At 37.6% G+C, this 25,864-nt stretch carries 24 protein-coding genes; 14 read left to right on the top strand and 10 right to left on the bottom strand.

The features are described from left to right. Positions 1–23 precede the first annotated feature (23 nt). From TEL01S_RS05795 to aglA, 5 genes are read left to right on the top strand one after another with little or no spacing between them, the layout of a single operon-like run. A complete protein-coding gene (locus TEL01S_RS05795) occupies positions 24–878 on the top strand; it encodes a carbohydrate ABC transporter permease (RefSeq protein WP_012003181.1) in 855 nt (284 codons plus the stop codon). A gap of 19 nt (positions 879–897) precedes the next feature. Continuing rightward, a complete protein-coding gene (locus TEL01S_RS05790) occupies positions 898–1,710 on the top strand; it encodes a carbohydrate ABC transporter permease (RefSeq protein WP_028844043.1) in 813 nt (270 codons plus the stop codon). Between the two features lie 13 nt (positions 1,711–1,723). Continuing rightward, positions 1,724–2,932: a Gfo/Idh/MocA family protein gene (locus tag TEL01S_RS05785; RefSeq protein ID WP_012003179.1), complete on the top strand. Its 1,209-nt coding sequence runs from the start codon at positions 1,724–1,726 to the stop codon at positions 2,930–2,932. Next, entirely contained in the window at positions 2,929–3,930 is a 1,002-nt protein-coding gene (locus TEL01S_RS05780; RefSeq protein ID WP_012003178.1) for a Gfo/Idh/MocA family protein, read from the top strand. Before TEL01S_RS05785 ends, TEL01S_RS05780 begins: the two co-directional genes overlap by 4 nt. After that, positions 3,923–5,323 carry an alpha-glucosidase AglA gene (gene aglA / locus TEL01S_RS05775; RefSeq protein ID WP_012003177.1) on the top strand — a complete coding sequence of 467 codons (1,401 nt, stop codon included), beginning with the start codon at positions 3,923–3,925 and terminating at the stop codon, positions 5,321–5,323. The genes TEL01S_RS05780 and aglA overlap by 8 nt, the downstream gene beginning before the upstream one ends. On the opposite strand, the gene TEL01S_RS05770 is transcribed toward aglA, so the two are convergent. Genes TEL01S_RS05770 through TEL01S_RS05755 form a run of 4 tightly spaced genes read right to left on the bottom strand, consistent with a single transcriptional unit; the run spans position 5,320 to position 9,299 of the window. Continuing rightward, complete coding sequence (locus tag TEL01S_RS05770) at positions 5,320–6,306, bottom strand: LacI family DNA-binding transcriptional regulator (RefSeq protein ID WP_012003176.1); 987 nt, start codon at positions 6,304–6,306, stop codon at positions 5,320–5,322. The genes aglA and TEL01S_RS05770 overlap by 4 nt on opposite strands. 24 nt (positions 6,307–6,330) lie before the next feature. Continuing rightward, positions 6,331–7,161 (bottom strand): carbohydrate ABC transporter permease, encoded by an 831-nt coding sequence (locus TEL01S_RS05765; protein ID WP_012003175.1) that lies wholly within the window; start codon positions 7,159–7,161, stop codon positions 6,331–6,333. After that, a complete protein-coding gene (locus TEL01S_RS05760; protein WP_028844044.1) occupies positions 7,161–8,030 on the bottom strand; it encodes a carbohydrate ABC transporter permease in 870 nt (289 codons plus the stop codon). Before TEL01S_RS05760 ends, TEL01S_RS05765 begins: the two co-directional genes overlap by 1 nt. Positions 8,031–8,069: 39 nt before the next feature. Further along, the gene (locus tag TEL01S_RS05755) at positions 8,070–9,299 is read right to left on the bottom strand and encodes an ABC transporter substrate-binding protein (protein ID WP_012003173.1); all 1,230 of its coding nucleotides are present in this window, start codon (positions 9,297–9,299) and stop codon (positions 8,070–8,072) included. Between the two features lie 309 nt (positions 9,300–9,608). Between TEL01S_RS05755 and TEL01S_RS05750 the strand changes: the two genes are divergently transcribed. Further along, positions 9,609–10,973 (top strand): MATE family efflux transporter, encoded by a 1,365-nt coding sequence (locus TEL01S_RS05750; RefSeq protein WP_012003172.1) that lies wholly within the window; start codon positions 9,609–9,611, stop codon positions 10,971–10,973. 1 nt (position 10,974) lies between these two features. Here TEL01S_RS05750 and TEL01S_RS05745 read toward each other — a convergent pair whose 3' ends face one another. Then, on the bottom strand, positions 10,975–12,300 hold the full coding sequence (locus TEL01S_RS05745; protein WP_012003171.1) for a DUF438 domain-containing protein: 1,326 nt from the start codon (positions 12,298–12,300) through the stop codon (positions 10,975–10,977). A gap of 80 nt (positions 12,301–12,380) precedes the next feature. On the opposite strand from TEL01S_RS05745, the gene fsa reads away from it, so the two are divergent. Then, entirely contained in the window at positions 12,381–13,034 is a 654-nt protein-coding gene (fsa, locus tag TEL01S_RS05740) for a fructose-6-phosphate aldolase (RefSeq protein WP_028844045.1), read from the top strand. A 2-nt stretch (positions 13,035–13,036) separates the two neighbouring features. On the opposite strand, the gene TEL01S_RS05735 is transcribed toward fsa, so the two are convergent. From TEL01S_RS05735 to TEL01S_RS05715, 5 genes are read right to left on the bottom strand one after another with little or no spacing between them, the layout of a single operon-like run. Next, positions 13,037–13,744, bottom strand: coding sequence for an ABC transporter ATP-binding protein (locus tag TEL01S_RS05735; protein WP_028844046.1), 708 nt, complete (start codon positions 13,742–13,744; stop codon positions 13,037–13,039). After that, positions 13,710–14,465 (bottom strand): ABC transporter ATP-binding protein, encoded by a 756-nt coding sequence (locus tag TEL01S_RS05730; protein ID WP_012003168.1) that lies wholly within the window; start codon positions 14,463–14,465, stop codon positions 13,710–13,712. The genes TEL01S_RS05735 and TEL01S_RS05730 overlap by 35 nt, the downstream gene beginning before the upstream one ends. Continuing rightward, on the bottom strand, positions 14,446–15,414 hold the full coding sequence (locus TEL01S_RS05725) for a branched-chain amino acid ABC transporter permease (RefSeq protein WP_012003167.1): 969 nt from the start codon (positions 15,412–15,414) through the stop codon (positions 14,446–14,448). The genes TEL01S_RS05730 and TEL01S_RS05725 overlap by 20 nt, the downstream gene beginning before the upstream one ends. A 6-nt stretch (positions 15,415–15,420) precedes the next feature. Next, positions 15,421–16,275, bottom strand: a complete 855-nt coding sequence (locus TEL01S_RS05720; RefSeq protein ID WP_012003166.1) for a branched-chain amino acid ABC transporter permease — start codon at positions 16,273–16,275, stop codon at positions 15,421–15,423. Between the two features lie 41 nt (positions 16,276–16,316). Beyond that, entirely contained in the window at positions 16,317–17,555 is a 1,239-nt protein-coding gene (locus tag TEL01S_RS05715) for an ABC transporter substrate-binding protein (protein WP_051366177.1), read from the bottom strand. A 397-nt stretch (positions 17,556–17,952) separates the two neighbouring features. On the opposite strand from TEL01S_RS05715, the gene TEL01S_RS05710 reads away from it, so the two are divergent. The 7 genes from TEL01S_RS05710 (at position 17,953) to TEL01S_RS05680 (ending at position 25,710) form a co-directional block, all read left to right on the top strand. Continuing rightward, on the top strand, positions 17,953–19,080 hold the full coding sequence (locus tag TEL01S_RS05710) for an ROK family transcriptional regulator (protein ID WP_012003164.1): 1,128 nt from the start codon (positions 17,953–17,955) through the stop codon (positions 19,078–19,080). 14 nt (positions 19,081–19,094) lie between these two features. Further along, positions 19,095–20,336, top strand: coding sequence for an extracellular solute-binding protein (locus TEL01S_RS05705; RefSeq protein ID WP_012003163.1), 1,242 nt, complete (start codon positions 19,095–19,097; stop codon positions 20,334–20,336). 44 nt (positions 20,337–20,380) lie between these two features. After that, positions 20,381–21,268: a carbohydrate ABC transporter permease gene (locus TEL01S_RS05700; protein WP_012003162.1), complete on the top strand. Its 888-nt coding sequence runs from the start codon at positions 20,381–20,383 to the stop codon at positions 21,266–21,268. 21 nt (positions 21,269–21,289) lie between these two features. Beyond that, positions 21,290–22,102, top strand: a complete 813-nt coding sequence (locus TEL01S_RS05695; protein WP_038051934.1) for a carbohydrate ABC transporter permease — start codon at positions 21,290–21,292, stop codon at positions 22,100–22,102. A gap of 4 nt (positions 22,103–22,106) precedes the next feature. Continuing rightward, a complete protein-coding gene (locus TEL01S_RS05690; protein WP_012003160.1) occupies positions 22,107–22,985 on the top strand; it encodes an amidohydrolase family protein in 879 nt (292 codons plus the stop codon). Further along, positions 22,982–24,421 (top strand): argininosuccinate lyase, encoded by a 1,440-nt coding sequence (gene argH, locus TEL01S_RS05685; RefSeq protein ID WP_028844050.1) that lies wholly within the window; start codon positions 22,982–22,984, stop codon positions 24,419–24,421. The genes TEL01S_RS05690 and argH overlap by 4 nt, the downstream gene beginning before the upstream one ends. Positions 24,422–24,756: 335 nt before the next feature. Beyond that, a complete protein-coding gene (locus TEL01S_RS05680) occupies positions 24,757–25,710 on the top strand; it encodes a coiled-coil domain-containing protein (RefSeq protein ID WP_038051619.1) in 954 nt (317 codons plus the stop codon). Positions 25,711–25,864: the final 154 nt, after the last annotated feature.

The raw sequence follows: 25,864 nt of genomic DNA, 5'->3' as shown, positions 1-25,864 counted from the left end.
TTCTTATCTGGGAGAGGATTATCTTGAGTGCCCTGGTGAAAAGCAGATTCATTTTTGTTTTACCTGCTTTGATCTTCCTTGGAATTTTTGTTCTGGCTCCTATCGTGAGTGTTTTTTTCACAAGTTTTTATAGCTGGGATCTTCTCAGTCCGGCCAGATTCACCGGACTGAGCAATTTCAAAAGGATGCTTGAGGATAAATGGTTCTGGAATTCTATCTGGGTTTCCATAAAACTTCTACTCTTAACAGTCCCTCTTACCTTCTTTGTTCCACTTGCTCTTGCGCTTGCTTTACACAGGGAAAATACCTCTTCGAAAATACTCAGGGCATTGTTTTATTGGCCTTATATGATGCCTGCCGTTGCAGGAACAACAATGTGGAAATGGCTTCTATCTTATGACCTTGGATTATTGAATCACATCTTGAAATCTTTGGGCATGAAACCTGTTGCATGGTTATTGAAACCTACACCTGCCCTTTTTTCCATAGCATTTCTCAGAACATGGGGCATGACAGGTTTGTTAATGATGATGTTTATAACAGGGCTTCAAAATATTTCCCAAGAATATCATGAAGCAGCAAAAATAGATGGGGCAAACAGATGGCAGATATTCTGGTATGTCACCTTCCCTTTGCTTAAAAATACCAATTTACTTGTCTTAACAACATCTATAGCTCATGTGTTCAGAGATTTTGCGGGTGTTTACGTTTTGACAGGCGGTGGCCCCGGTTATTCCACAATGGTAACGCCTCTGTATATTTACAACACTGCTTTTACACAATTTAGAATAGGATATGCCTATGCAATGTCAGTTGTATTTTTGCTGATATCGTTTGCAATAGCAATGGTTACTTTGAGAGTACGCGAATCTAAGTGAGTCTTCTGGGGGGAATTAAATGGCAAAGTTCATAAAATGGTTTTTCTTAATAGTTGCTTTGATTTTTTATATGCTACCTGTTTATTATTCAATTGCTTCGTCTTTCAAAAGCTTGAAAGAGGTTTATTCATACCCTCCTTCTATATTCCCAAAATCCCTGACTCTTGATGGATACCGTGAGGCCATAAAAAATCAGGAGCTTTTGACATATTTAAAAAATACTATTTTTGTTGCAACTACCGCAACAGTTATAACTGTACTTGTTTGCGTGATGGGAGGTTATGGTTTGGCAAAAGGTACATTCGTGAGTAGAATTGCTCTGAATAGATTGATAGTAATGACACTTTTTGTGACTGCTCAGGTCATAATGGTGCCTCTTTTCGTGGTGATAAGACGCCTGGAGCTGATCAACAGCCTCTGGGGTTTGATTCTACCTGCGATTTATACACCAACAGGTATGTTCACAGCTATACAGTATATGAAGGATATGCCAGATGAATTGCTCGAAAGTGCAAAAATAGATGGCGCTAACGAATGGCAGATCTTCTGGCGTATTGTTATGCCCCTTTCCAAGCCTTTAATAGCCGCACTTTGTATATTTTCTTTCACATGGAGGTGGAATGATTTTGTCCTGCCATTGCTTGTTGTAAATAGAAGGAGTCTTTATACACTTCAACTGGCACTTGCTGTTATTCAGGGCGAATATGGGGGTGTACCCTGGAATACGATTCTCGCATTTTCAACTCTGACTATAATACCAACACTGGTCATTTTTCTTGTCTTCCAGAAATTCTTTATGAAAGGTATTATGGCAGGTGGCTTGAAATATTAGGGTGGTGTTATTGATGAAACAAATATCGGTTGTTTTAGCAGGCATTGGTGGTTATAGCGCTAAATATGTGGAAAACATTCTGAAGAAAACTGACAGCTGGTTCAGAATAGCTGGAGTAGTGGATCCTTACCCAGAGAAAAGCACTATGTACAGCAGATTGGAAGATATGGATATACCGATATTCAAAACCCTCAAAGAATTTTATCGGCATAAAAAAGCAGATCTTGCCATTATATCTTCTCCTATACATTATCACTGTGAGCAAACTTGCGAAGCACTTGAAAATGGCAGTAATGTTCTGTGTGAAAAACCAGCAGCTGCAACTGTTCAAGAGATCAAAGAAATGATATACCAGAGAGAACGTCACAGAAAACTTGTTGCAGTAGGATTTCAGTGGGCTTATGACCCTGTTTTTTTAAAATTGAAACAGGACGTGATTGCAGGAAAATTCGGTGCTCCTTTGAGACTTAAAGCGCTGGTTCTCTGGCCAAGGGATATTTTCTATTACAAAAGAACGTCCTGGGCTGGGAGATTGATAATGAACGGAAAATTTGTACTGGATAGTGTTGCAAACAACGCAACATCCCATTTCTTGCATGCCATGCTTTTTTTAATAGGCAATGATTTACAAAATTCAATTACCCCCAAAGCTGTCGAAGCAGAACTTTACAGAGTAAATAAAATAGAAAGCTTTGACACCTGCTGCATGAAAATTAAAACCCTTTCTGCAGAAATTATGTTTTATGCATCACATGCAGTTAATGAACTCTGGGGGCCCCAATTTGCTTTTGATTTTGAAGGTGCAAAAATTGTCTACAATGATCCAGAAATACCGGAAAGCCAGGGAAAAATAATTGCAATTTATAAAAACAGAAAAGAGATTTATGGTCCGGTAGAACATGGCAGCATGAGAAAATTATGGGTGGTTATGGAAAACTTGGGAAAAGGCAGAAATGAACCTGTATGTACTCTTGAATCAGCTCTTTCTCAAACTCTCGTTATAAACGGTGCTCATGAGTCTTCTGAAATAATCGATTTTCCAGAAGCCGTAGTGAAATTCGATAAAGATAAATCGCTTTTCTGGGTTAAAGGACTTTCTGAATTTATGAAAAGTTGTTTTGAAAAAAATAAGCTTTTCTCAGAAATGGGCATATCGTGGGCAAAGCATGGCAGAAAAATAGAGCTTGACAATTACGAATTTTTCAAAGGTGGTACGAAATGAAAATTTGCATAATAGGTGCAAGTGGTCATTATGGGTATGTGCTTAAATCTTTAAGCAAAGGTATGAAAATATCTGGTATTGCACCTGGTTCAGCCGGGGAAAATATCGGTGTATTGAGAAACGATATGAAAAAAATGGGACTTTTGGCAAAAGAGTACAGTGATTACAGAAAAATGCTTGATATAGAAAAGCCTGATATAGTTGTTGTAAACACGTTTTTTTCCAATAATGGAAAAATCCTTAAATATTTGCTTGAAAGAAAGATAAATGCTTTTGTGGAAAAACCCATTGCGGCTTCTCTTGAGGAATTGAACGAGATTAAAAATCTGTATGAGAAAGTGAAAGAAGAAATGTTTTTCACTGCAATGTTTGGTTTACGTTATAAAGCACATTTTTTGACAGCAAAACTTTTAATAGACTCCGGTAAAATTGGTGAAATAAGACTTATAAATACTCAGAAATCATACAAACTTGGTACAAGGCCGGATTTTTACAAAAGACGAGACACTTACACAGGAACTATTTTATGGGTTGGCATACATGCAATTGATTGGATTAACTGGTTTTCAAAAAAGAAATTCTTAAAAATCTATGCAACTCATTCAAGAATAGCAAATAAGAACCATGGGGAACTTGAAAGCACGGCGCTCTGCCATTTCACGCTCGAAGACGAGGTCTTTGCCTCATTGAGTATTGATTATCTAAGGCCATCCAGTGCTCCTACTCATGATGACGATAGAATAAGAATTGCGGGGACAAAAGGGGTAATGGAAGTGATCAACGGGCGAGTTTATTTGATCAGCGATGAAGGGCCTGTAGAGCCAGATCTGGTTGAAGAAAAACAGATATTCACTGATTTCATTGCGCAGATAACTGGAAAAGGTCCTTGTATGGTTACACCACAGGATTCTATATTAGCAACAGAGATTGCGCTTCTGGCAAGAGAATCTGCCGATACAGAAAAGATAATAGAATTGAAGGAGGGAGATGATGAGTAAAAAAATAGTTTTCATAGGAGCAGGTAGTGTTAGATATACAATAAAGTTAATCGGTGATCTGGCAAAAACTTGTGAGCTGAATAACGTAGATATTGGATTAATGGATATAGATGAAGAACGTCTGAGAGCCACTCATATTCTGGCAGAAAAATATTCTGAGGAACTTGGGGCAAATTTGAATATACAGAGCACAACTGATTTAGAGGAAGCATTAAAAAATGCTGATTTCATTATCAATACTGCGCTTGCCAGGGCGGAAGGTCATGAAGATGGATATGTACAATACGAAATCGTGAGAAAAATAGGCGAGGAGCACGGTTATTACAGGGGTATAGATAGCCAGGAATTCAATATGGTTTCAGATTATTATACTCTTAGCAATTACAACCACCTGAAAATGAGTCTGGATATAGCGAGAACAATTGAAAAAGTATGTCCAGATGCCTGGCTTCTGCAAACTTCAAACCCTGTTTTTGAAATAACACAGCTGATCAAAGACCTTACAAAAGTGAAAGTAGTCGGCTTCTGTCATGGATATGCGCACATTTTCAAGGTAACCGAGGCACTCAACATAGATCCCGAAAAAGTTGATTGGCAGGTTGCCGGAGTTAACCACGCCATATGGTTAAACAGATTCTATTTTGAAAACTTGAACGGCTATGAGATACTCAAAAAATGGATCAAAGATAAATCCGAAAAATGGCAACCAAAAGATCCCTGGGATGTAGATTTATCTTTTGCTGCAATAGACATGTACGAATTCTACGGAATGCTTCCCATAGGAGATACTGTCAGAAGCGGAACGTGGAAATACCATTATGATCTTGAGACAAAAAAGAGATGGTATGGAAAATTTGGTGGTATAGACAATGAGATAGAAAGACCAAAATTTTATGATCAATTGAGAAAAACACGATCAAAACTCATAAAACTTGCTGAGGAATTGCGCGAGAATCGTAACTTGAAATTGACTGATGTTGCCCCTGAAATTTTTCCAGAATCAATTGACAGTCAGGAACAGCATATTCCATTCATAAATGCGCTTATTAACAACAAAAAGGCACGACTGGTGCTGAATGTTGAAAATAACGGTACGCTGAAAAACCTTCCCGACGATATTGTTGTTGAAATTCCTGTTACTGTTGATGAAAGCGGCATACACCCTGAAAAAATAGAACCGGATCTAACAGATAGAATAAAAGAGTGGTATTTAATGCCAAGAATTTTGAAAATGAAATGGGCACTTGAAGCTTTTAAAACAGCAGATTTGCGAGCCATAGAGGAGATTCTCCTGAGAGATCCGCGAACCAGATCATATAAACAGGTCAAAGGGGTTATCAAAGATATCTTAGATCTGCCCTTCAACAAAGAGATGAAAAATTACTACAGTTAGCTGCTTTCTCTTTCGATGAGCTCGACATCAAGAACTATCTGGGCAGGCTCAGTTCGTTTTTCGGTTAATCTCTCATGTAAAAGATCGAAAGCGATCATGCCCTCTTTGTACTTGTCGATTCTCACAGTTGTAAGCGACGGATTAACAAACGATGCATATGATATATCATCATAACCTACAACAGCAACGTCTTGAGGAACTCTTTTGTTGAGGGCTTTAAGCGCTTTGAGAGCCGCTATGGCAAAGACGTCATTGAAACAAAACACAGCATCGTAGCTCATGTTTTTAAGTTCCAGTATTTTATTGAAACACGACTCATACCCTTCTTCTATTTCCACCATAAAATAAGGTTGCAATCCAGATTCTTCAAGTGCTCTTTTATAACCGAGGTATCTCATTTTTGCTACAGATTTATACATATAGGCGTTTATCATCAAAATTTTTTGCTTTCCTCTTTCAAGCAGATGTCTGGTGGCTAAATAACCTCCCTTTAAATCATCTGAATAGATCTCATCAAATTGTGAGTTTTCGAAATGAACTCCCAGAACTACAAACGGATAATTCAAATTGATTAGATGCTCGATATCTTTTTTATCGAATTGGGTTGGGGAAATTATTATTCCATCCACCCGCTTTTCTATAAGGGTTTCAACAGCCTGGATTTCTCTTATGTAATCTCTTTCGGTGTTCATCAATATAACCTGGTAACCGTATTTTCTTGCCTGGTGCTCCACACCTTTAAAAACTTCCGCATAAAATGGGTTCGAACTATCTTCAAAAACAACTCCGATGGTTCTTGTCACACCATTTTTTAAAGACAGAGCGCTTAAATCTCTTATATAACCAAGTTCCTTAGCAATTTCGAGGACTTTTTTCTTTGTTTCTGGATTTATATCGGGTTTGTTGTTAAGGGCTCGAGAAACCGTGTTAATTGATACGCCAGCTTTCTTGGCAATATCTTTTATTGTGACAAATTTTTTCATCTAAAAACCCCCTTGAAAGTTATTCTACTCTTTTACACTTCCCATGGTTAGACCTTCTATGAAATACCTTTGAAACAAAAGAAATACGATAATCGGGACAACAGCTGCCAGAAGAGCACCGGCAGCAATAACATTCCAGCTTGAGATCCATTGACCTTGAAGTGACGTTAATCCAAGAGTAACAGTCTTTTTACTATCGCTCTGAATAAGTATGAGAGACCAGAGGTAATCGTTCCATATCCAGGTAAATTCCAGTATTGATAGAGCAGCTATTGCAGGTTTAACGAGTGGCATAATTATCTTCGAATATATCCTGAAAGCATTTGCACCGTCTATTCTGGCGGCTTCGAATATACTCGTCGGAATAGTTACCATAAAATTTCTGAGAAAAAATGTGCAAAATCCTATTTGAAAAGCCGCGTGGAATAGTATCAATCCCCAGAGGGAATCGTAAAGCCCAGTAGACAGAGAAAATTTGTATACAGGTATCAAAAGCATTTGAAAAGGTATAAGCATTCCAGCAACAAAAATCACAAGAATAGCAGTTCTCAATTTGAACCTATACCATGATAAGGCAAATGCACTCAAACTTGATAAAAACAAAGTCAAAACCACTGATACTGCGGTTACAAAAAAAGTATTTATGAAATATCTCCCCATATTTCCTTCAACCCAGGCTGTTTTGAAATTATCAAAAGTCCACGATTTCGGAACAGACCAGAAATTTCTGAGCATGAATATCTCATCCATTGTCTTAAATGCAGTAAAAATGGCTATGAGAAAAGGAATCATCCATAAAACAACAATGCTTGTTGAGAGAATATAAAAAGTCATAGCTCTGATGGATTTCTTCACTAACGTTCCTCCTTTTTAAGAACATTTATCAAATATAAGAGGATAAAACTAAATGTTATGAGAAATTGGACTACTGCTACAGATGCTCCATAGCCCATCCTGTAATTGTGAAAGGCCTGGACATACATGTAGTTAGCCATCACACTTGAGGAATAGTAAGGACCACCACGAGTCATGACAAAAACTATATCGAATGCCCTCAAAGAATCTATTATATTGACAGTTATGGCAATAACCATCGCGGGTTTCAACGCTGGTAATATAACATAAAAGAATCTTTGAAAAGCATTTGCGCCATCAACAACTGCTGCTTCAACTAACTCGCTCGAGACATTTTTTAATCCTGCTAAAAACAGGACCATCGCGTAAGGTATCTGCCTCCACAAGGCAGCAGCTATGAGTGAATAAGTCACAATTTTTGGATCACTTAGCCATGGTTTTGCCAGATTACCCAAACCAATGAAATTCAAGAATGCGTTGACAATACCACCAGTTGGCTCTAATATCCATGACCATATTTGACCTATAACAACAAAAGATAGAGCCATTGGTAAGTAAACAAGAGATTTATATATTTTATGACCAGCAAATTTCTGATCCATCAAAATAGCAAAGAATAATCCCAGGGGTATAGAAAGGATAACAAAACCTATCATCCATTTTATATTGTTCACAAGTGATAAACCAAAATATTTGTCATTGATCAATCTTTTGAAATTTTCTATACCTATGAATTTCATTTGTGTCATACCATCCCATTTTGTGAAAGAAACTATGAAGGTTTGTAAAATAGGAAAAATAACCCATATACAGTACATTAAAAAAGGAATTGCGAGAAATAGGTATGGTGTGATATTTTTTCGCATCATATACCTCCAAGAACCCGTGGGGGATTCCCACGGGCAAAGTCATTTGATTCCGTAAATTCTCTTTCTTTCCATCTCCAGATTATCGAGTATGGAGTTTATTTTTCCAGGATTCTGTAGAAATTCTATAAGTGCATTCATTCCAATTTCAGCCATCTCTGGATTGGTATCTCTATCGTAGAATTGCGAAACACCGGCAGAAGCAAGTATCATGTCAAGACCTTTTTTGGCATGTTCATCAGGCGGGGCAACTTCGATATTTGCAGCAAGCCTTCCAAGATCTCTGGCAAATTTCTCCTGTGCTTCTTTGGAAGCAATGAATTTCAAAAACTCTATTGCTCCCTTCCTGTTTGGAGCATTGGCTGGAATCATGAAACCATCGATGGGCGTTTCTTCATAAAGCGGTACAGAAGGATCGATGATTGGGAATCTGAAGAAATCCAGATCATTCTTCACTTCTTCCGGGGCTACATCTTTGATAAACTGCCCCATGTAATACATACCTGCCTGACCTCTAAAAAGAAAAGTAGCGCCTTCCTGCCATTCATAAGACGTGTGATTTGGCAATAAATATCCGTTATCCACAAGCTGTTTCCAGTATTCAAATACCTTTAAAAGTTTTGAATCGTTGTACGGGATTTTACCAGCCGTAAGATCAATATGATAATCAAGGCCGTTAATTCTGAGATTCAAGATATCAAACCAGCCAGCTGCAGTCCATGGAAATTTGCTACCAATCGCGATTGGCGATATTCCATTTGCCTTTAGAGTTTCGCAAACTTTCAGGAATTCATCCCATGTTTTTGGCTCTTTTATCCCATATTTCTCAAAGACCGATTTTCTGTAATAGACTCCCCACCAATACCAGCTCTGAGGTATGAAATAGATTCTGTCGTTATAGGAGCAGGTGCTTTTAAAGGATGCAGGAAAATAATTTTCCCAGGATGACTCTTTGAATACTTCTTCTACAGGTGTGATCAACTTCATTTCGGCAAAATATCTCATGCGTTCGCCTGCAAACCATGTTACTACATCAGCAGTTCCTTTTGGAGCAGCAAGCCATGTTCTTAAGAGTGTTTTGAAATCTTCATGGGCGAAAGTGTTCACAGTAACCTCGTATTCTGGATACTTCTCCTGAAAAATCTTCACAAGTTCAGCGAATGCTTTTCTTGGAGCTGGGTCCGACATATAGCTGTTGATAACTATTTTTTCTTTTGCAAAAATAAAAAGCGCAAGCAGTGTTAGAAGTAGGAAAATAAAAGTCTTCCTCACCTGAAACACCTCCCCTTGGTTTATAACGGTAACGTTACCGAGAAACAATTAGTAAAATACACATTTTTTGCGTTTTTGTCAAATAACATTACTATCTTATAAATAATCATTTGACAGGATTATTAACCAAAATCAGCAAATATCCACCTAATTCTAAATATTTCTCGCGATTACAATCTATTACATCTACGATAACTTCAAAGATTTTTAAGTTACCATTATGTAAACAAAAGATATTTTGTGAAGATACATTAAATGTGTAAAATCTAAGATGCCTGTACACAAAATAGCTGAATAAAGGTGATATGTTTGAGTAGAGATTTGACGCAAGGTAACCTGACCAAGAATTTATTTTATATGGCACTGCCCACAATGGGCGGTTTTGCGTTGCAAGCATTGTATGACGTTGTCGACATGTTCTGGATAGGCAGAATTTCCGCCAAAGCAATTGCCGGAGTAGCCGTTTTTTCAACGGTATTCTGGTTGATAGAAGTTCTCAATGAAATAATAGGCGTTAGTTCAATATCTCTCATTTCGCAAAATTATGGTGCAAAAGATTATGAGAGAACAAACAGGGTTATAGAACAAACTATTGTTTTTAAAGCTTTTGTTGCATTAATAGCTTCGCTTCTTTTGGTTTTGTTCCTCAAGCCATTGATGAGCTTTTTTAGTAAAGACAGGGAAGTAATACAAGCAGGCCTTGAATATGGATACTGGCGAAGTTTTTTCATGCCAATCTTTTTTGCAACTTATTCAACGTATACAGCGCAGCGAACCACAGGCGAATCAAGACTGCCTATGATTATAATGGGAGCAAGTGCCGTATTGAATATAATTCTTGATCCGGTATTTATGTTTGAAAAAATACCTGGTATCAACATGAAAGGATTCGGTCTTGGTGTAAGCGGTGCAGCAGTTGCGACAGTTATATCAACATGTGTGGCATTTATATGGGGATTTGGTCTTTTGCTGAAGGGAAGAGGAGAAATAAAGATTTCAATTCGTGGGCTTTTCAGGCTTGACAGAGAAATCGATAAAAAACTTATGACTATTGGGCTTCCAAGCGGCGTCGAAGTGTTCATGAGGAGTCTGTCAAATGCCGTTTTGATGAAATTTCTGGCAGCTTACGGCTCGACTACATTAGCAGTAGTAGGCGTTGTTAGCAGACTTATGGGGCTTGCATTCATACCTTTGATGGGTTTTTCAATGGGTGCAAGCACAATCATCGGACAAAATCTTGGCGCCAATAAAATTGAAAGAGCCGAAAAGACTGTGTTACTTGCAGCTATCTATAGTTCTCTGTTTGTTCTTGGATTTGTTGTTCTGGCAAACATTTTCCCCGAGACAATTATGAATTTTTTTGTTCATGAACCAGAAGTAATTGCCGAAGGAGTCAGTGCTGTGAGAATTGGTTCCTGGTCTATTCTTATCGCTGCTTTTGCAGTCGCACTAATGAGTAGTTTCTTCGGCGCTGGATATACGTTGCCAGCAATGTTATCGAGCATCATCGGCAGATGGTTTGCACAGCTACCTTACGTTGCAATCGTTACTCTGCTGTTCAAACTACCAAGCCTATACGTCTGGTTTTCTTTCATAATTGCAGAAATTGCCGAATTAGCATATGCCGCAATTGTTTTCTCAAAAGGCAAGTGGAAAGAGTATCGAGTTAGGTGATTTAATCTTTCCAATCAAGCAATCTCTTTTCGCCTTCCAATTTTTTTATATCGGTTATATCCTGCACTAATTCGATGGTGCCTGAATAATCTCCTTTGCTGTCATACACAGGAATATATCTTATGTAAACAAATCTACCATTCATTTGTATCCAGAATTCTGCAAAATTTTTTTCACCGTTTTTGAACGCTTTGAGAATTTTGTTTACTATAGGGACACTTTTTGGTGGATGGCAATGTTGAACAAACCTACCTATGATAGATGGAGTTCTTGGAAAAATTCTGTGGTTTGAGGAAAAAAATCTAACTCTGTCACTTTTGTCTATAAAAGTTATATCAAACGGAAGGTTGTTGAGTATGGTGTTGAGTTCTTCGATAGAAAGATAACCTATATCAAGCTTAATATCGCCCTCTCTTTGAATGGCCAGCTGTTCGGCTCGAGGTTTTGCGTTCTGCAAAACCATCTTTATCTCATCTGGTAATTTTTTAAATTGTTCATCGTCTATTTCATCTTGTGTTTCAAATGGCTGCAAAGGCTTATCTAAGGTTTGCCATTGATCTTCTGGTTGAATTTTGTAATATCCAAAAACGTGCTCTTGCTCTTTTATTGCTAACCATTCGCCTTCATTTAATAAAATATTTATCGTTGGATACAGAATATTATTTTCACGGAAAACCATGTCTATTATGGCACTTGAAAGTTTGTATGTTTTTTCATGAACTGACTTGAGGAATTCATCAGTTATATTGTTATTACTTCTTAGAAAATATAGCAATAATTTTATTTGAACTCTTATTTCATCGTGTTTTGTCCATAAAACTGTCGGTACAGCAGTTATCCCACGTCTTTCAAGGTACGGAAAGATTAACATTTCTTCACGACTGTAATGTGTTTTTCCTATTGAAGAAAGATCTTCCAGTATTTGGACCAGTTTATCAAGCAAATCTTTTTTAAGATCGCTGCCTGCTTTAATTGAAGCTGATATAAGGCTTGCTAATTCCGCATCTTTCACTATTTCTCTGTTTTCCAGAATCAATGTTTTCAAAGGATGCCCATCCGGTAAATTTTCAAGATTTTTAACAGAGTCAGAAACTGCATCTCTAAATAACTCAACGTGAATATCGCACATCTTTGCTATTTCTTTTGCCGTGATGCCTTCTTTCAAAAGTTCCTGTTCAAGCACCGGTATTTCAAGTGGGGAAATACCGCTCAGGAAATCTTTAAATTCTTTCTTTATAATTTTCACATCTTCTCCATCGTGGATCTTTTTCAAGAATTCCTTTATTTTTTGCTTTTTAAATTCACTATTTTTTAAGAATTCACTCATTTTATCACCTCACAATCGCATGGTAACATATTAAAAGAAGATTCACTGTATCAATTGTTACCACTTTTGGAGGTGAAAATATGAAGATTTTCCTTGACACTGCAAATCTGGAAGAGATAAAAACAGCTGCAGATTGGGGTGTAATAGATGGAGTGACAACAAATCCCACACTGGTGGCAAAAGAAAATGTGCCTTTCGAGAAAAGAATAAAAGAAATCTGTGAAATCGTCAAGGGGCCGGTTTCAGCTGAAGTAACAGCTTTAAACTGGAATGGAATGATTGAGGAAGCAAAAAAATTGGCAGAAATTGATAAACACGTGGTTATAAAAATTCCCATGACAAAAGATGGTTTGAAAGCAACAAAAGTTCTGAGCGAAGAAAATATAGCGGTAAATATGACGCTTATATTCTCTTCTGCACAGGCTCTTCTGGCAATGAAAGCAGGAGCAAGGTACGTTAGCCCATTTGTAGGCAGATTGGACGATATTTCTTCTGATGGTATGAAATTAATAGAAGAGATCGTGCAGATTATAGAGAATTATGATTTTCGCACAGAAATAATAGTTGCAAGTGTTCGCCATCCAATGCATATCGTTCATGCTGCTTTAATCGGAGCAGATATAGTAACTGTACCGTTCAAGGTGCTCCAATCAATGTTTAATCACCCGTTAACTGATATAGGAATAGATAGATTCATGAAAGACTGGAAAGATTATCAGAATAGAACAAAATAGTTTCACAAACCGAGATAAGCTTTCCTGACAAGTTCGCTATTTAGAAGAGCTGTGGCGCTATCTGCCGCCACAATTTTTCCTGTTTGTATTACATAACCCCTATCAGCTATCTCGAGTGCCTCTTGCACTTTTTGTTCGACGAGTAAGATAGCTACTTTTTTTTCTACATTGATCTTCTTCAATGTTTCGAGCACTTTATCGACCATGACTGGCATTAATCCCAAGGACATCTCATCAACAAGAAGCAGCTTTGGATCAACCATGAGTGCCCTTGCTATAGCAAGCATTTGCTGTTCTCCACCAGAGAGAGTTTCACTTTTTTGATTTTCTCTTTCTTTCAACCTGGGAAAAAGATCATATATGTCTTGTAAAAGTTTGTGTATTTTCTTTTCGTCTTTGATAGTATACGCTCCCATTAAAAGATTATCTTTGACAGTCATTTTTGCGAAAATATGCCTGCCTTCCGGAACATGAGCAATTCCAAGCTTTACTATTTCGTGGGGAGTCAATTTGTGGATCTTTTTACCCAGAAACTCTATTTCCCCAGAAAAGGGTTTCAGCAACCCTGATATTGTTTTCAAAATGGTTGATTTACCAGCGCCATTCGATCCAACGATTGCTACTAATTCCGATTCAGCAACTTCAAGTGAAATATTGAAAACAACAGGCACGGTGTCATAACCTGCTGTTAGATTGCTTAACCTTAGCATAATATCTCTCCCCCAAGTAAGCAGTTATTACTTTTTCGTTATTTACAATCTCCTCTGGTGTGCCTTCGGCGATTTTTTCTCCCGCACTCAAAACTATTACTCTCTGCGATATGGGCATGATAGCTTCCATAACGTGCTCTACTATCAAAAGTGTTATACCCTGTTTGTTGAGATTCACACATAACTCCATTGCTTCTTTTATTTCTGATTGGTTCAAACCCGCCATCACTTCATCAAGCATTAACATTTTCGGCCTGGTCGCAAGGGCTTTCGCAATCTCCAGTCTTTTCTTGTCTGCTATTGTGAGGCTTCCGGCTAACATATCTTTTTTTGGCAAAAGATTGGTCAATTTTAAAACACGATTTGCGATATCCTCGGCTTCCTTTCTGCTTGAAGTTCTTAGGAAAGCACCTGTTATAACATTTTCCATAACTGTCATATCTTTGAGAGGTTTCACAATCTGAAAAGTTCGAACCAATCCCATACTGGCTATCTCGTGCGGCTTTTTGTTTGTTATATCGGTGTGGTTGAAAAATATTTTTCCAGAGGTTGGTTTATAAAACCCACTGATGCAGTTAAAAATTGTGGTCTTACCTGCGCCGTTGGGTCCTATTAGACTGACTAACTCTCCTTCTTTTATTTCAAATGAAATATTGTTGTTCGCCACAAGATTGCCAAATTTCATTGTTACATTTTTGACTTCAAGCAGAACTTCTGCCATATACGGCACCCCGCTTTTTGCGCTTTGTTAGAATACCAATAACACCTTGGGGTTCAAAACATGCTATCAATATTATCAATGCGCCGTAAATCATCAAATCTATCCCCTTGCCTGTTCCCCCTAAGTAATTTCGTGTGTATTCTGAAAGTGGGATAAGAATAGAAGCGCCTATTATAGGTCCATAAACATTTCCAAGTCCTCCAAGCACAGTTAAAAGAACTATTTTCATTGAAATCTCCAGGCTGAAAACCATGAATGGATCAATATACAAAATATATTGTGCATAAAGAGTACCAAAGAGTGAGGTCAAAGCAGCACTTGTTATCATTGCAAAAAGTTTGTATCTGGTAGTATTGATCCCTAAAGCTTCTGCCGCCTCATGACTTTCGCGTATCGCTTTCAAATAGTATCCCGTTTTGTTTTTTTCAATCGTTATAGCAGCAAAGAGGCTGAGACAAAAAAGTGCATATACAATTAAAATGTAAGGAATTTTAGAGTTGTGAAATTGCATTAACCAGAAACTGTTATCAACAACAGGGATTGAAATGCCAGTAGCACCTTCAACATAGTCCCAGCTCACAAAAAGCTGTTTTATTATCTCCGCGACTGCCAATGTTGCTATGGCAAAGTAATGGCCTTTCAATTTGAAACATGGATAACTCACCAGAAAAGCAATCACAGCTGCAATAATCGAACCTGAAATCATGCCAACCCATGGCGAAATTCCAAATTTGTAAAACAGAACCGTGGAGGTGTAAGCTCCTATTCCAAAAAAAGCGGCATGCCCAAAAGATGTCTGACCTGCAAAGCCAGTAATTATGTTCCAAGATTCACCAAGACCTGCAAATAAGAGCAACATAATCATGATGTGTTGAAAATTTACATCTGGAATGATCAGAGGTAAAAGAAAAAACGCTGTTAGAATCACATACAAAGGAAGTTTTTTCATTTTATTTCACCATCCAAATAAACCTTTTGGTCTGAACTGTAAAACCAAAAGATATATCAGAAATGCTATTGCATATTTAAATTGAGTCCCAAAATAAAATCCCCCCAAAGCTTCGGCAAGGCCAATGAGTATACCTGCATAAAATGCCCCCCATATGTTTCCAAAACCACCAAGTGCTACTATAACGAAAGCAAGTAAACCATACATTGCTCCAGATTCAGGATAAACGGGAAAGATTCCCGAAAGAAGTGTACCAGCCACACCAACACAAATACCAGAAATTGCAAATGTAAGCATGTAAATTTTCTCAGTATCAACCCCCATTAATTCGGCAATATCCCTGTTCTGTGCTGTTGCCTGTATAGCTTTCCCTATTCTGGTTCTTTTTATAAAAAGTGCTATCAATAAGGTTATTAAAATACTTCCAACAGCGGCAAAAAGTTGTGGAAAGCCAATAATTATGTCGCCAAAAATGATCCGCTTTCCAGAAAGAATCGATTCACCGATGAATCTGTAATTCGGGCTCCAGAGAAATTGAGCAAAATTTCTTATAAACAAACTCAGCCCAAAAGTGGCAAGCAAAGCCATAAGACCTGGAGCATTTACCAAACGTTTGATGATAAGTTTATACGTGGTTAATCCAAGTGCAGCTGCAACTATAACTGCAATTGGAAGAGATATGAATGGATCCCATTTAAACAAGCTGTAAAGCCAGAAAACTGTGTACATAGAAATCATCATAAAATCGCCGTGAGCAAAATTTATGATATCCATCAATCCCCAAACAAGTGTAAGCCCAACTGAAACCAGCGAATATACACATCCTACAAGTATCCCTGTTAGGGCAATCTGAAGAATCATGGACATCCTCCTTACAAAACATCGGGGAAGGCCCCCGATGTTCACCTCTTATTCCATTCAGGAAAGTATGGAACTGGCTCCTTTGTCTGGAAAGCTTCTGGCCAGACAGCTTCATAAATACCATCAAGAATTTGAGTCATAACCGACGCAGAATAGAGATTCTGCCCATCGGGACCGAATTTGATTTTTCCAGAGACAAAATACGGTGCTGAAAAAGTTTGAGTTTGCAGTATTTCGAGTATTTTTGACGGATCTGTAGATTTTGCAATATTTATCGCTTCAGCTATAACCATTGCAGAAGCGAAATCTTCCAATGTTGGTCCGTCGATATCAACACCAGATTTTGCTTTGTAAAGCTGGTTTATTTTTGCAAGGATTGCCATTTTTGAAAAGAGTGCTGAAGTCGTTGCATTTGTTCCAGAGAAGAAATTGGCATCTTTTCCAAGGTTTATAACGAACTGTGGGTCCTGATATCCTCCGCAAAATGATAAAACTACTTTTGGCATCACATTAAATTCCTTGTATTTTTTCACAAACATTGTCATATCCCCTATATAAGAAGCATGGATAATAACATCTGGTTTAGCTGCTCGGATTTTTTGAACCTCAATATCAACATTAGTTACATTAGCAGGATATTTGATATCAGCTACTAAATTGAATCCACTGTATTTCTTTATTTTTTCTTTGACCATAAGAGAAGCATGGACGCCATATTCATTATCGATGTACACTACTGCCACTCTGCTCAGGTTCGCGCCGTATTTTTCCTTAAGATAATTAAGATACAGGAAAAAGAAATCTGTCTCCATTCCATCATGAGGTGCTATTCTGAAAAACCACTTCAAACCTCTTTCTGTGAGTGCTGCCGAACTCGAAGAACCAGCGACAAATGGTATTCCATATTTTTCTGCAATCTGACTTGCCGGCTTTGTTGCTGAAGAGTGGTAACAACCAATTAAGGCAACAACTTTTTCATTTTGAATAAGTCTTTCAGCTTCTGCCATAGCAAGTTCCGGATTTGCTTGATGATCTGCAAAAATGAACTGAATTTTTGCTCCATTCAAATTGCTGAGTCCCTGAGATTTTGCAAGATCAAGATCGACGTCAGGATAAACCCCATTGATTATTTCCTGAGCAACTTCTATGGCGTATTTTATTTTCACTCCTGTGGCTGCTGCTGGTCCAGTCAGAGGAAATATGGCCCCAATTTTGATGACATCTTCGGCAAAAATCAGAATGGATATAAACATAACAACCAGAGTGAAAAATTTTTTCACCTCAAACACCCCCTTGTGAAAAGTTAAACATGGCTAAAGTATAACATACAATATTTAAAAAATCAATAATTACGTAATGTGAAGAAATTAGATCGTCATATTAAAATCTTTCTTTTTAAAAAATTATCTGCCATACGCTCTTGCAAGGATAATATTTGAACCGCTTTTTTACGGCAAAATCAACAAGACATTTAATTAAGATCTTTTGTTGGAAACTAATTTATTGTTATCTTGTTGAAAATGCAAGAATTTTGAAGGTAAACAAAGAATATGTACGCAAATTTCTAATAAATGCTTTTTGTCAATTATTGTATGGTTTTATTGAATTTGACAGATCACGCGGTTTGTGTCTACAGTTAGTAAAGAAAGATAACTAACATACAAGGGGGCATATTTCTTGATACAGAAAAACTCCGAACGCGAGATTCTGAGAATTTTAAGAAGGTCAGGTCATATCTCGAGATCGAAATTATCCCTTCAAACTGGTTTGAGTAAACCCGCTGTTTCCGAGATTGTATCAGGGCTCATCAGTTTGGGAGTGATAAGGGAGGTGAAAAAGGGAAAAAGTTCTTCGAAAGGTGGTAAGAGACCTATTTTGCTTGAATTTAAACCAGACTACCGTTACATAATTGCAATCGATGTTGGTGGAACCAAGTTAAGAGTTGCCCTTACAGATCTGGAAAGCAGAGTAATTGAAACCAGAGTGGTTTCTTCAAAGGGCGTTACGAGAAAAGACGATCTTCTCAACTTAATTTGCAAAAATATTTCTCCTTTTCTTGAGGAAAGAGAAAAAATCCTTGGAATAGGCATTGGAGTTCCTGGAACAGTTGATATGAAAAATGGATTCGTATATTATATGCCAGCATTTAATCTCAGAAACATTGAATTAAAGTCGATGGTGCAAAAAGAGGTCGATCTCCCTACATTAGTTGCAAATGATGTAAATTTGAACGCACTTGGCGAAATGTGGAAAGGAGCTGCCAGAGGACACAAAAATGTTTTACTTATTTCACTTGGTACCGGTACCGGTGCTGGGATCATATTAGATAGGCACATGTGCAACGGCTCAAGAGGCATGGCAGGGGAAATAGGATACATGATTACTGATTGGTCGCGTGAAAAATATAATGATTTTCCATTCGGCAACTTAGAAAAATGGTTCTCTGGATATGCACTTGAGAAAAAATTAAAAGAAATCGGAGAAAATATGTCTTTAAAAGACTTTTTTGGAAGAACGGCAAGCTCAGAAGATTTAAACAACATCTTAAATGAAGCATGCGAACATCTTGCTCTTGCTATGGTAAATGCTATTTGCCTGCTTGATCCGGAAGTTGTGGTTATCACGGGTGGGATTGGTTTTAATCAATACGACAAAATTATTGAAAAAATCATGCCTGTTTTTGAAAAAACAGTACCGGCAGAAATATTCCAAAGCATATCGTTCAAAAAATCAGAGCTTGGAGATATGGGAGTGATTGTTGGCGCAAATTATTTGGTTCAAAAGGAGTTCTTTGTGGTGGATTGAGGAGGTGGATCATCATGAAAAGGGCATTTTGGGTGATTCTTTTGGTAATGTTTTTCTTGATTTCTGTTTCAGCAAAAACAAAGATTGTGTACTGGCAGTATTATTTCGAAACGAAAGTCAAAGCGATCGATGAACTGATAAAGGAATTTGAAAAACTTTACCCGGATATTGAAGTTGAACACGTTACATTCCCTTACGAGACATTCAATGAGAAAGTAGCCGCATCAGTTCCGGCTGGTACAGGACCAGATGTAGTGAACTTATATTATGGATGGATCCCGAAATATGTCACATCTGGATATCTTCAACCACTTCCAAGAGATGAATTCAACGATGAGTATTTTAATCAAAACTTCTTCGCTTTTGTACAAAAAGGAGTGGAATTTCTTGGAGAATATTATGCACTTCCAATAGCGGTCAGAAGTCTTGCATTGTTCTGGAACAAAGATCTTTTCAAAGAGGCCGGACTGGATCCAGACAGGCCACCGAAGACTCTTCATGAATTGGTTGAATATGCCAGAAAACTCACGAAATATGACAAGCAGGGTAATATCGTTCAGGCAGGTATGGCCACACAACCTTCGGGGCAAGGTCACCATTGGATCAGAGAAGTACTTGTAAGACAATTTGGTGGAGCCCCTTACAGCGAAGATTATAAAAAAGTTACGTACCAGAATGTACCGGAAGCACTCAAATTTTACACAGATTTGATAACTGTTCACAAAGTTGGTTATCCAGGTTTCATGAATGATGACATAACAGCTTTTATGTCCCAATCAGCAGCTATGAATATTGATGGCTCTTTCCGGATAGGCGCACTCAAGAATGCAGGGATAAACTTTGGTGTAGCAGAGTTACCTGAATACAACGGTATTAAATCCAATTTTGCCTCTTTCTGGGCAAATGCTATCACGAAGAACGCAACCGGTGAGAAATTAAGCGCTGCGATCAAATTTCTTAAATTCCTTGCAAGTGAAAAATCTATGCAATTATGGCTCGAGAAAGTAGGCGAATTGCCAGCAAATCCGAAAGTTGCGGAAAAATACTATGATGATCCAGTATATGGTCCTTTCTTGAAAGGACTTGAGTACGCCCATGCAACATTCTTTGTTGATGAAAAAGAGCAAAGACAGGTAATAATGGATGCTGTAGATAAGGTCTGGTTGAAGGGTATTTCTCCGGAAGAAGCTTTCAAGCAATCAGCAGAAACAGAACAGAAAGTACTTGATGAGTTCTGGAAAGGCATCGGCAAATAACACAAGCGCGGCTTGAAGCCGCGCTTTTTTGAGAGGTGATGGTTTTGAAACTCCGCCAAAAAAAAGTTTTGACCGCCTATATGTTTCTAAGTCTACCTTTAGCTTTTTTCATTTTTATACGTTTTTACCCTATGATTTACGCTTTTTATATAAGCTTTACTAACTGGAACATAATATCGCCCGTAAAAAAATTCGTGGGAATAGAAAATTATGTGAAAATTTTTCAAGATGAGGTTTTTAGAATATCGCTTTTCAACACGCTTAAATATGTTATCCTTGGGGTCCCAGTTGTGATAATTCTATCACTTGGCCTGGCGTTACTCTTAAATAACATAACGAAATTTCAAAGTTTATACAGGCTGGTATACGTAATACCGTACATAACACCCCTTGTGGCTGTAAGCTGGGTCTGGCGGTGGATGTATCAAAGACCGCCAATTGGTGTTATAAACAACTTTCTTTCTGCCATTGGTTTGCCGACCGGGACTTTTCTTTCAGATACAGCGCAAGCTTTACCATCAATAGTCGCGACAACTGTCTGGGTTGAACTTGGCTACTGTGTGATTATATTTTTAGCTGGATTGCAGACTATACCAAAAGAGTATATAGAAGCCGCCAGGATAGATGGCGCAAATAGAAGGCAAGTTTTAGTCAGAATAACTATTCCACTTTTAAACCCTGTGATTGTGTTTCTCACCGTCATGGAGACTATTATTTTTCTGAGAATCTTTACTCAAGTCTATAATATGACGGATCAAGGGTCTGGAGGTCCTTTAAATTCTACCAAGCCGCTCGTTTTGTATATTTACCAGAAAGCATTCAAATCTTTTGAGATGGGTACCGCGTCAGCAGCAACAACTATTCTTTTTTTGATAATACTTGGAATAACTGTGCTTCAATTAAGGGTGCTAAACAAAAAGGTTCAGTATTGAGGCGGTGATGTTGTGTCGAAGATGGATAAGACAGTAAAGATTTTGAGTTATGTAATTTTGACATTGCTCATTGTTGTGATGGTTTTTCCATTTGTATGGATGGTTCTTTCGTCTCTAAAGCCTTTTAGAGAGGTATATCGCCCAAAGATTCTACCAGAAAATCCTACACTCAGTAATTACAGGCAGATCTTGAGCTACTCATTGTTTCCAAAGTGGTTTTTGAACAGTCTGATCGTGGCTCTGTCAACAACGCTATCTGTTTTATTTTTCGACTCTCTCGTTGGTTATACTCTTGCAAAATTCAAATTTCCTGGCAGAAATATAATCTTTATATTCATACTCAGCACTCTGATGATTCCCACAGAAATGCTGATAATTCCCTGGTATGTGATGTCATCGAAGCTGGGGTGGATTGACACTTACTGGGGCATCATGTTTCCTGGCATGATAACGGCTTTCGGAATTTTCTTGATGAGGCAATTTATGGAAACGATACCGGATGATCTCCTCGATGCAGCAAGGATTGATGGAGTATCAGAATTTGGAATATTTTACAAAGTGGCTTTACCATTAGTAAAACCAGCTTTAGCCTCTCTTGCAATACTGAATTTCATAGGTAACTGGAATGCTTTTCTCTGGCCTCTTATAGTGGCTTCAAATTCTAAAATGTATACTTTACCTGTTGGCCTTTCATATTTTTCAAGCGAAAACCTAATGAGATGGGAGTTAATAATGACTGGAGCGACTGTCTCAACATTTCCCTTGATAATAATATTTTTGATATTCCAGAGACAAATAATACGGGGAATAATGCTTTCAGGGCTGAAAGGGTGATCTGATGAAGCTAATCGATTCGCATGTTCATTTTCCTTATATGTTTAAAATAAAAAAAGATATCGAAGAGCCATGGTTAAGACATGAGAACGAAAAATGGTTTAAGGCATGGAGATTTGAAAAACCAATCGAAATCAGCAATTTTGATGAAATTGCGGAACTCTGGTATCAGGAAACTTTGAAATATGACATCGAAAAAGTCGTTTTTGTAACGTCTGGTGGAAATGAGAACATGATAAATCTTGTGAAAAAACACCCTGATAAATTTATTGGCTATGCGCACCATGATCCTTCAACAAAAGACGCAGCAGAAATTTTAGAAAAATCTGTTGAAAAAGGGCTTAAAGGATACAAAATATTGGGTCCAACTGTCGATACACCGCTGAATGATAAAAGTTTGTATCCAGTCTGGGAAGTTGCGAATCACTTTGAACTGCCTGTGCTGATTCATTTCGGGATAATGGGCGCTGCAGGAGGGATTGCTTATCATGTGAATATCAATCCTTTGATAATCCACGATGTGGCAAAAAAATTCAGAAAAATTAAATTTATCGTACCACATTTTGGTTGTGGCTATGTCTTTGAGACATTGAATCTATGCTGGGCGTGCCCAAATGTTTATATCGATACAAGCGGCTCCAATCAATGGATGCGATGGATGCCGTATGAAGTTAATCTCGAGGCACTTTTTAGAAAATATCGAGAAACAATAGGACCAGAAAGAATTATTTTTGGAACAGATTCAAGCTGGTTCCCGAGGGGTTTTTGCAAGGCTTATCTTGACGAACAAATCAGAGCTATGGTCCATGTCGGCTATAGTGATGAGGAAATTGATATGGTTTTATACAAAAACGCTGCACAAGTACTGGAGCTGGTTCCATGAGATTTTCACAGGTTTATAAAAACATCGTTCTGGATAGCTCTTTTGAAAACTGGAAAAAGATGATCGACCATTATCATCAGCTGAATAAAGCTCATCTATTGATGCTTCATAAGTGTAGAATTCTTCCAGATGACGTGGTATTCAAAATAGCCACCGGGTTGAAAAAATTGCAGAATGAAAAAGTGAAAGAATTACCTGAGAATGTTGAAGATCTGGTTTTACTCTTTGAAAAAAAGCTTGGCGATCTCATGGGCGAAGATGTGGCGGGCTTTTTGCATACAGCAAGGAGTAGAAATGATATTGATGCAACAATATTTCGAATGGCTTTGAGAAACGTTTTAATCCAGTTTGAGAAAGAATTACTTAATTTGATAAAACAATTTATCAGGAAAGCTGGGCAAAATATCGACACAGTATTTCTTCTCTACACGCATGGTCAGCCAGCTCAACCATCAAGTTTTGCCCATTATCTGCTCGCTTTTTCAGGAGAATTGACTCAAGTATCGAAAAAGCTTATTGAAACATTTGACATTGTCAACGAGTGCCCTATGGGTGCTGGAGCGATAACCACTACTGGTTTTTCCATAGATAGGAATCTTGTGAGCAATTACTTAGGTTTCAACAGGCCTCTGGAAAATTCGTATCAGGCTATATCAACCTCTCACTGGATTACTTTACCAGGTGCATTGTTGAGAAATCTAATGATTGATATTACCAGGTTCATTCAAGATATAATGCACAAATCATCGAGCGAAGTGGGCGTGTTGCAATTTCCGAATGAACTTGTTCAAATCAGCAGCATAATGCCTCAAAAAAGAAACCCGGTTGTTTTAGAACATCTTAGACTAAGGGCAAACATGGCAGCAAACGCCTTCAGCAATATTGAAAATGTCTTTCTGAATGTACCGTATCAAGACGTAAATGAAAATGGAGATTTTGTCCTTCGTGAGTTTTTGAACGCGATGGATATTTCAAACCAGGTTCTAATTTTGCTGAGTGAAATGGTTGAAAAAGTCATCGTGAGAACAGATAGAGTGAGAGAAATAGCCGCCCAGTTTGGGGCAACATCCACTGAACTCGCTGACGAACTGGTCAGGCGTTTTGGAATAAGTTTCCGTAAAGCCCACCTGATAGTCTCTGAGGTTGTCAAAACTGGTTTGAACTTCGAAAACTTCAGCAATGTAATCAAAGAACATCTAAAAGAAAAACCAGAAATGGAAATCAATCCGGAGGAATTTCAACACATTTTATCGTGCGAGCATTTTATAGAGATCAGAAAAGTATTGGGAGGACCAGAGAAAAGCAGCATTATTTCAATGATAAATAAACTGGAAAACCTTATAATTCAGCATGAACAATTTATTGAATCTTTTGAAAAACAAATCGCAACATCTTTTGAAAACCTGAATCATGATTTTAACTTGCTCTTACTGTAACAGCTTCTCTGATCGGGGTGAGTTTACCGATATTGACATCAACCAAATTTACAATTCCCCCCCGGGAAGCCCTCTCTTTATTTAAAGGCTGAATGAAAGGCAAGCGCCCTGGTTTGAACTATATATAACGCAGAGTTGTAGTATAATAAAACGCAAACGAAAACTTGATAATTTGTCAATCAGTTGAGTTCAATGGAAGATCAAATCAAAAGTACTTATGGTATAGGAATCATTTATAAAATCCTGAAAAATCAATACCTCTACCTTGTATTATATTGATTTTATCTCTTATGTTATAATTTCCTACATGAAAAGATGACATTGGAGGGGTTGGAATGAAAGCAAGGATCCTTATAGTTTTGTTTGTTTTAATCTGTATGTTTTTGCTTGCAAAAGACGTGTTTTATATTACGGAATTCGAAAGCAAAACTGAGTACGAAATTGAATATATGCTCGATTCAGAGTTGCATACCTGGGTGGGAAAGAAAGAGTATATCGATATACACAGCGAGAAATTTGATCTAATTCTGTCGATTCTTCAGAAAAACAAAGGATATGTTGACAAGCTGGAAAATCAATTAGAAACATCGAACAAGCAGGTAGAAGATCTTCAAAATCAGCTTGAAAGTATGACTGCCAGTGTAACAAATCTGCAGACGTCTTTACATGAAAGAGACAGGTTAATAGCTGACCTGGAAAATCAGCTTAGAAAAAAAGATGATATGATAAACAATTTGAAACAGCAACTCCAGAATCAAGAAAATATCAACAAAAGTCAAAAAGAGTTAATTGAGAAAAAAGATGAATATATTTCTATTTTAGAAGGTACAGTACCTGCTACAGCAACAAAGCTTGTAAAAGAAAAAGATGAGCAAATATTCATGTTAACTGATCAACTCTCGGATGCACAAGCTTCCATAACAACTTTGCAGGAAATGCTTTATCAAAGAGAGAAACAAATCGAAGAATTGGAAGAAGAATTGGCAAATGCAAACGAACAAATTCAGTCTCTCACGATGCTTCTTGAAACAGCCGAGGGTTCTGTGACAAATCTGACAGATGCCCTGCAACAAAAACAAGATCAGATAGATGCTTTGGTAAAGAAGTTGGCAGATTCGCAAAAAAGGGAAGAACAGCTGCGAAATAAGTTATCAGAATCTTTATCAACATTGAATTCACTTCGGGAACTGTGGCTAAAGGCTCAGGATGCTGTATTTCAGTGGAAAAATTTCAATGAGGAAGCCAAACAAATGATAGAGCAATTGGGCAATAGTTTGTCGAGCGAATAATGTAAAATATAATCTATAAATTAAAATAAGCCGTGCGAACTCTATAATAAAGCAATATATCAATGTTACAAAATTAGAATTTAATCCACATTTTTTCATTATTTGACCGCCACAGTATTCCTGAGATATAATTTTCGTGGCAAAAATTATTTCA

This window comes from Pseudothermotoga elfii DSM 9442 = NBRC 107921 (assembly GCF_000504085.1).
Taxonomy (GTDB): domain Bacteria; phylum Thermotogota; class Thermotogae; order Thermotogales; family DSM-5069; genus Pseudothermotoga_B; species Pseudothermotoga_B elfii.
The sequence above is the reverse complement of the archived record's forward strand: the minus strand, read 5'-3'. Positions and strand labels throughout refer to the sequence as shown.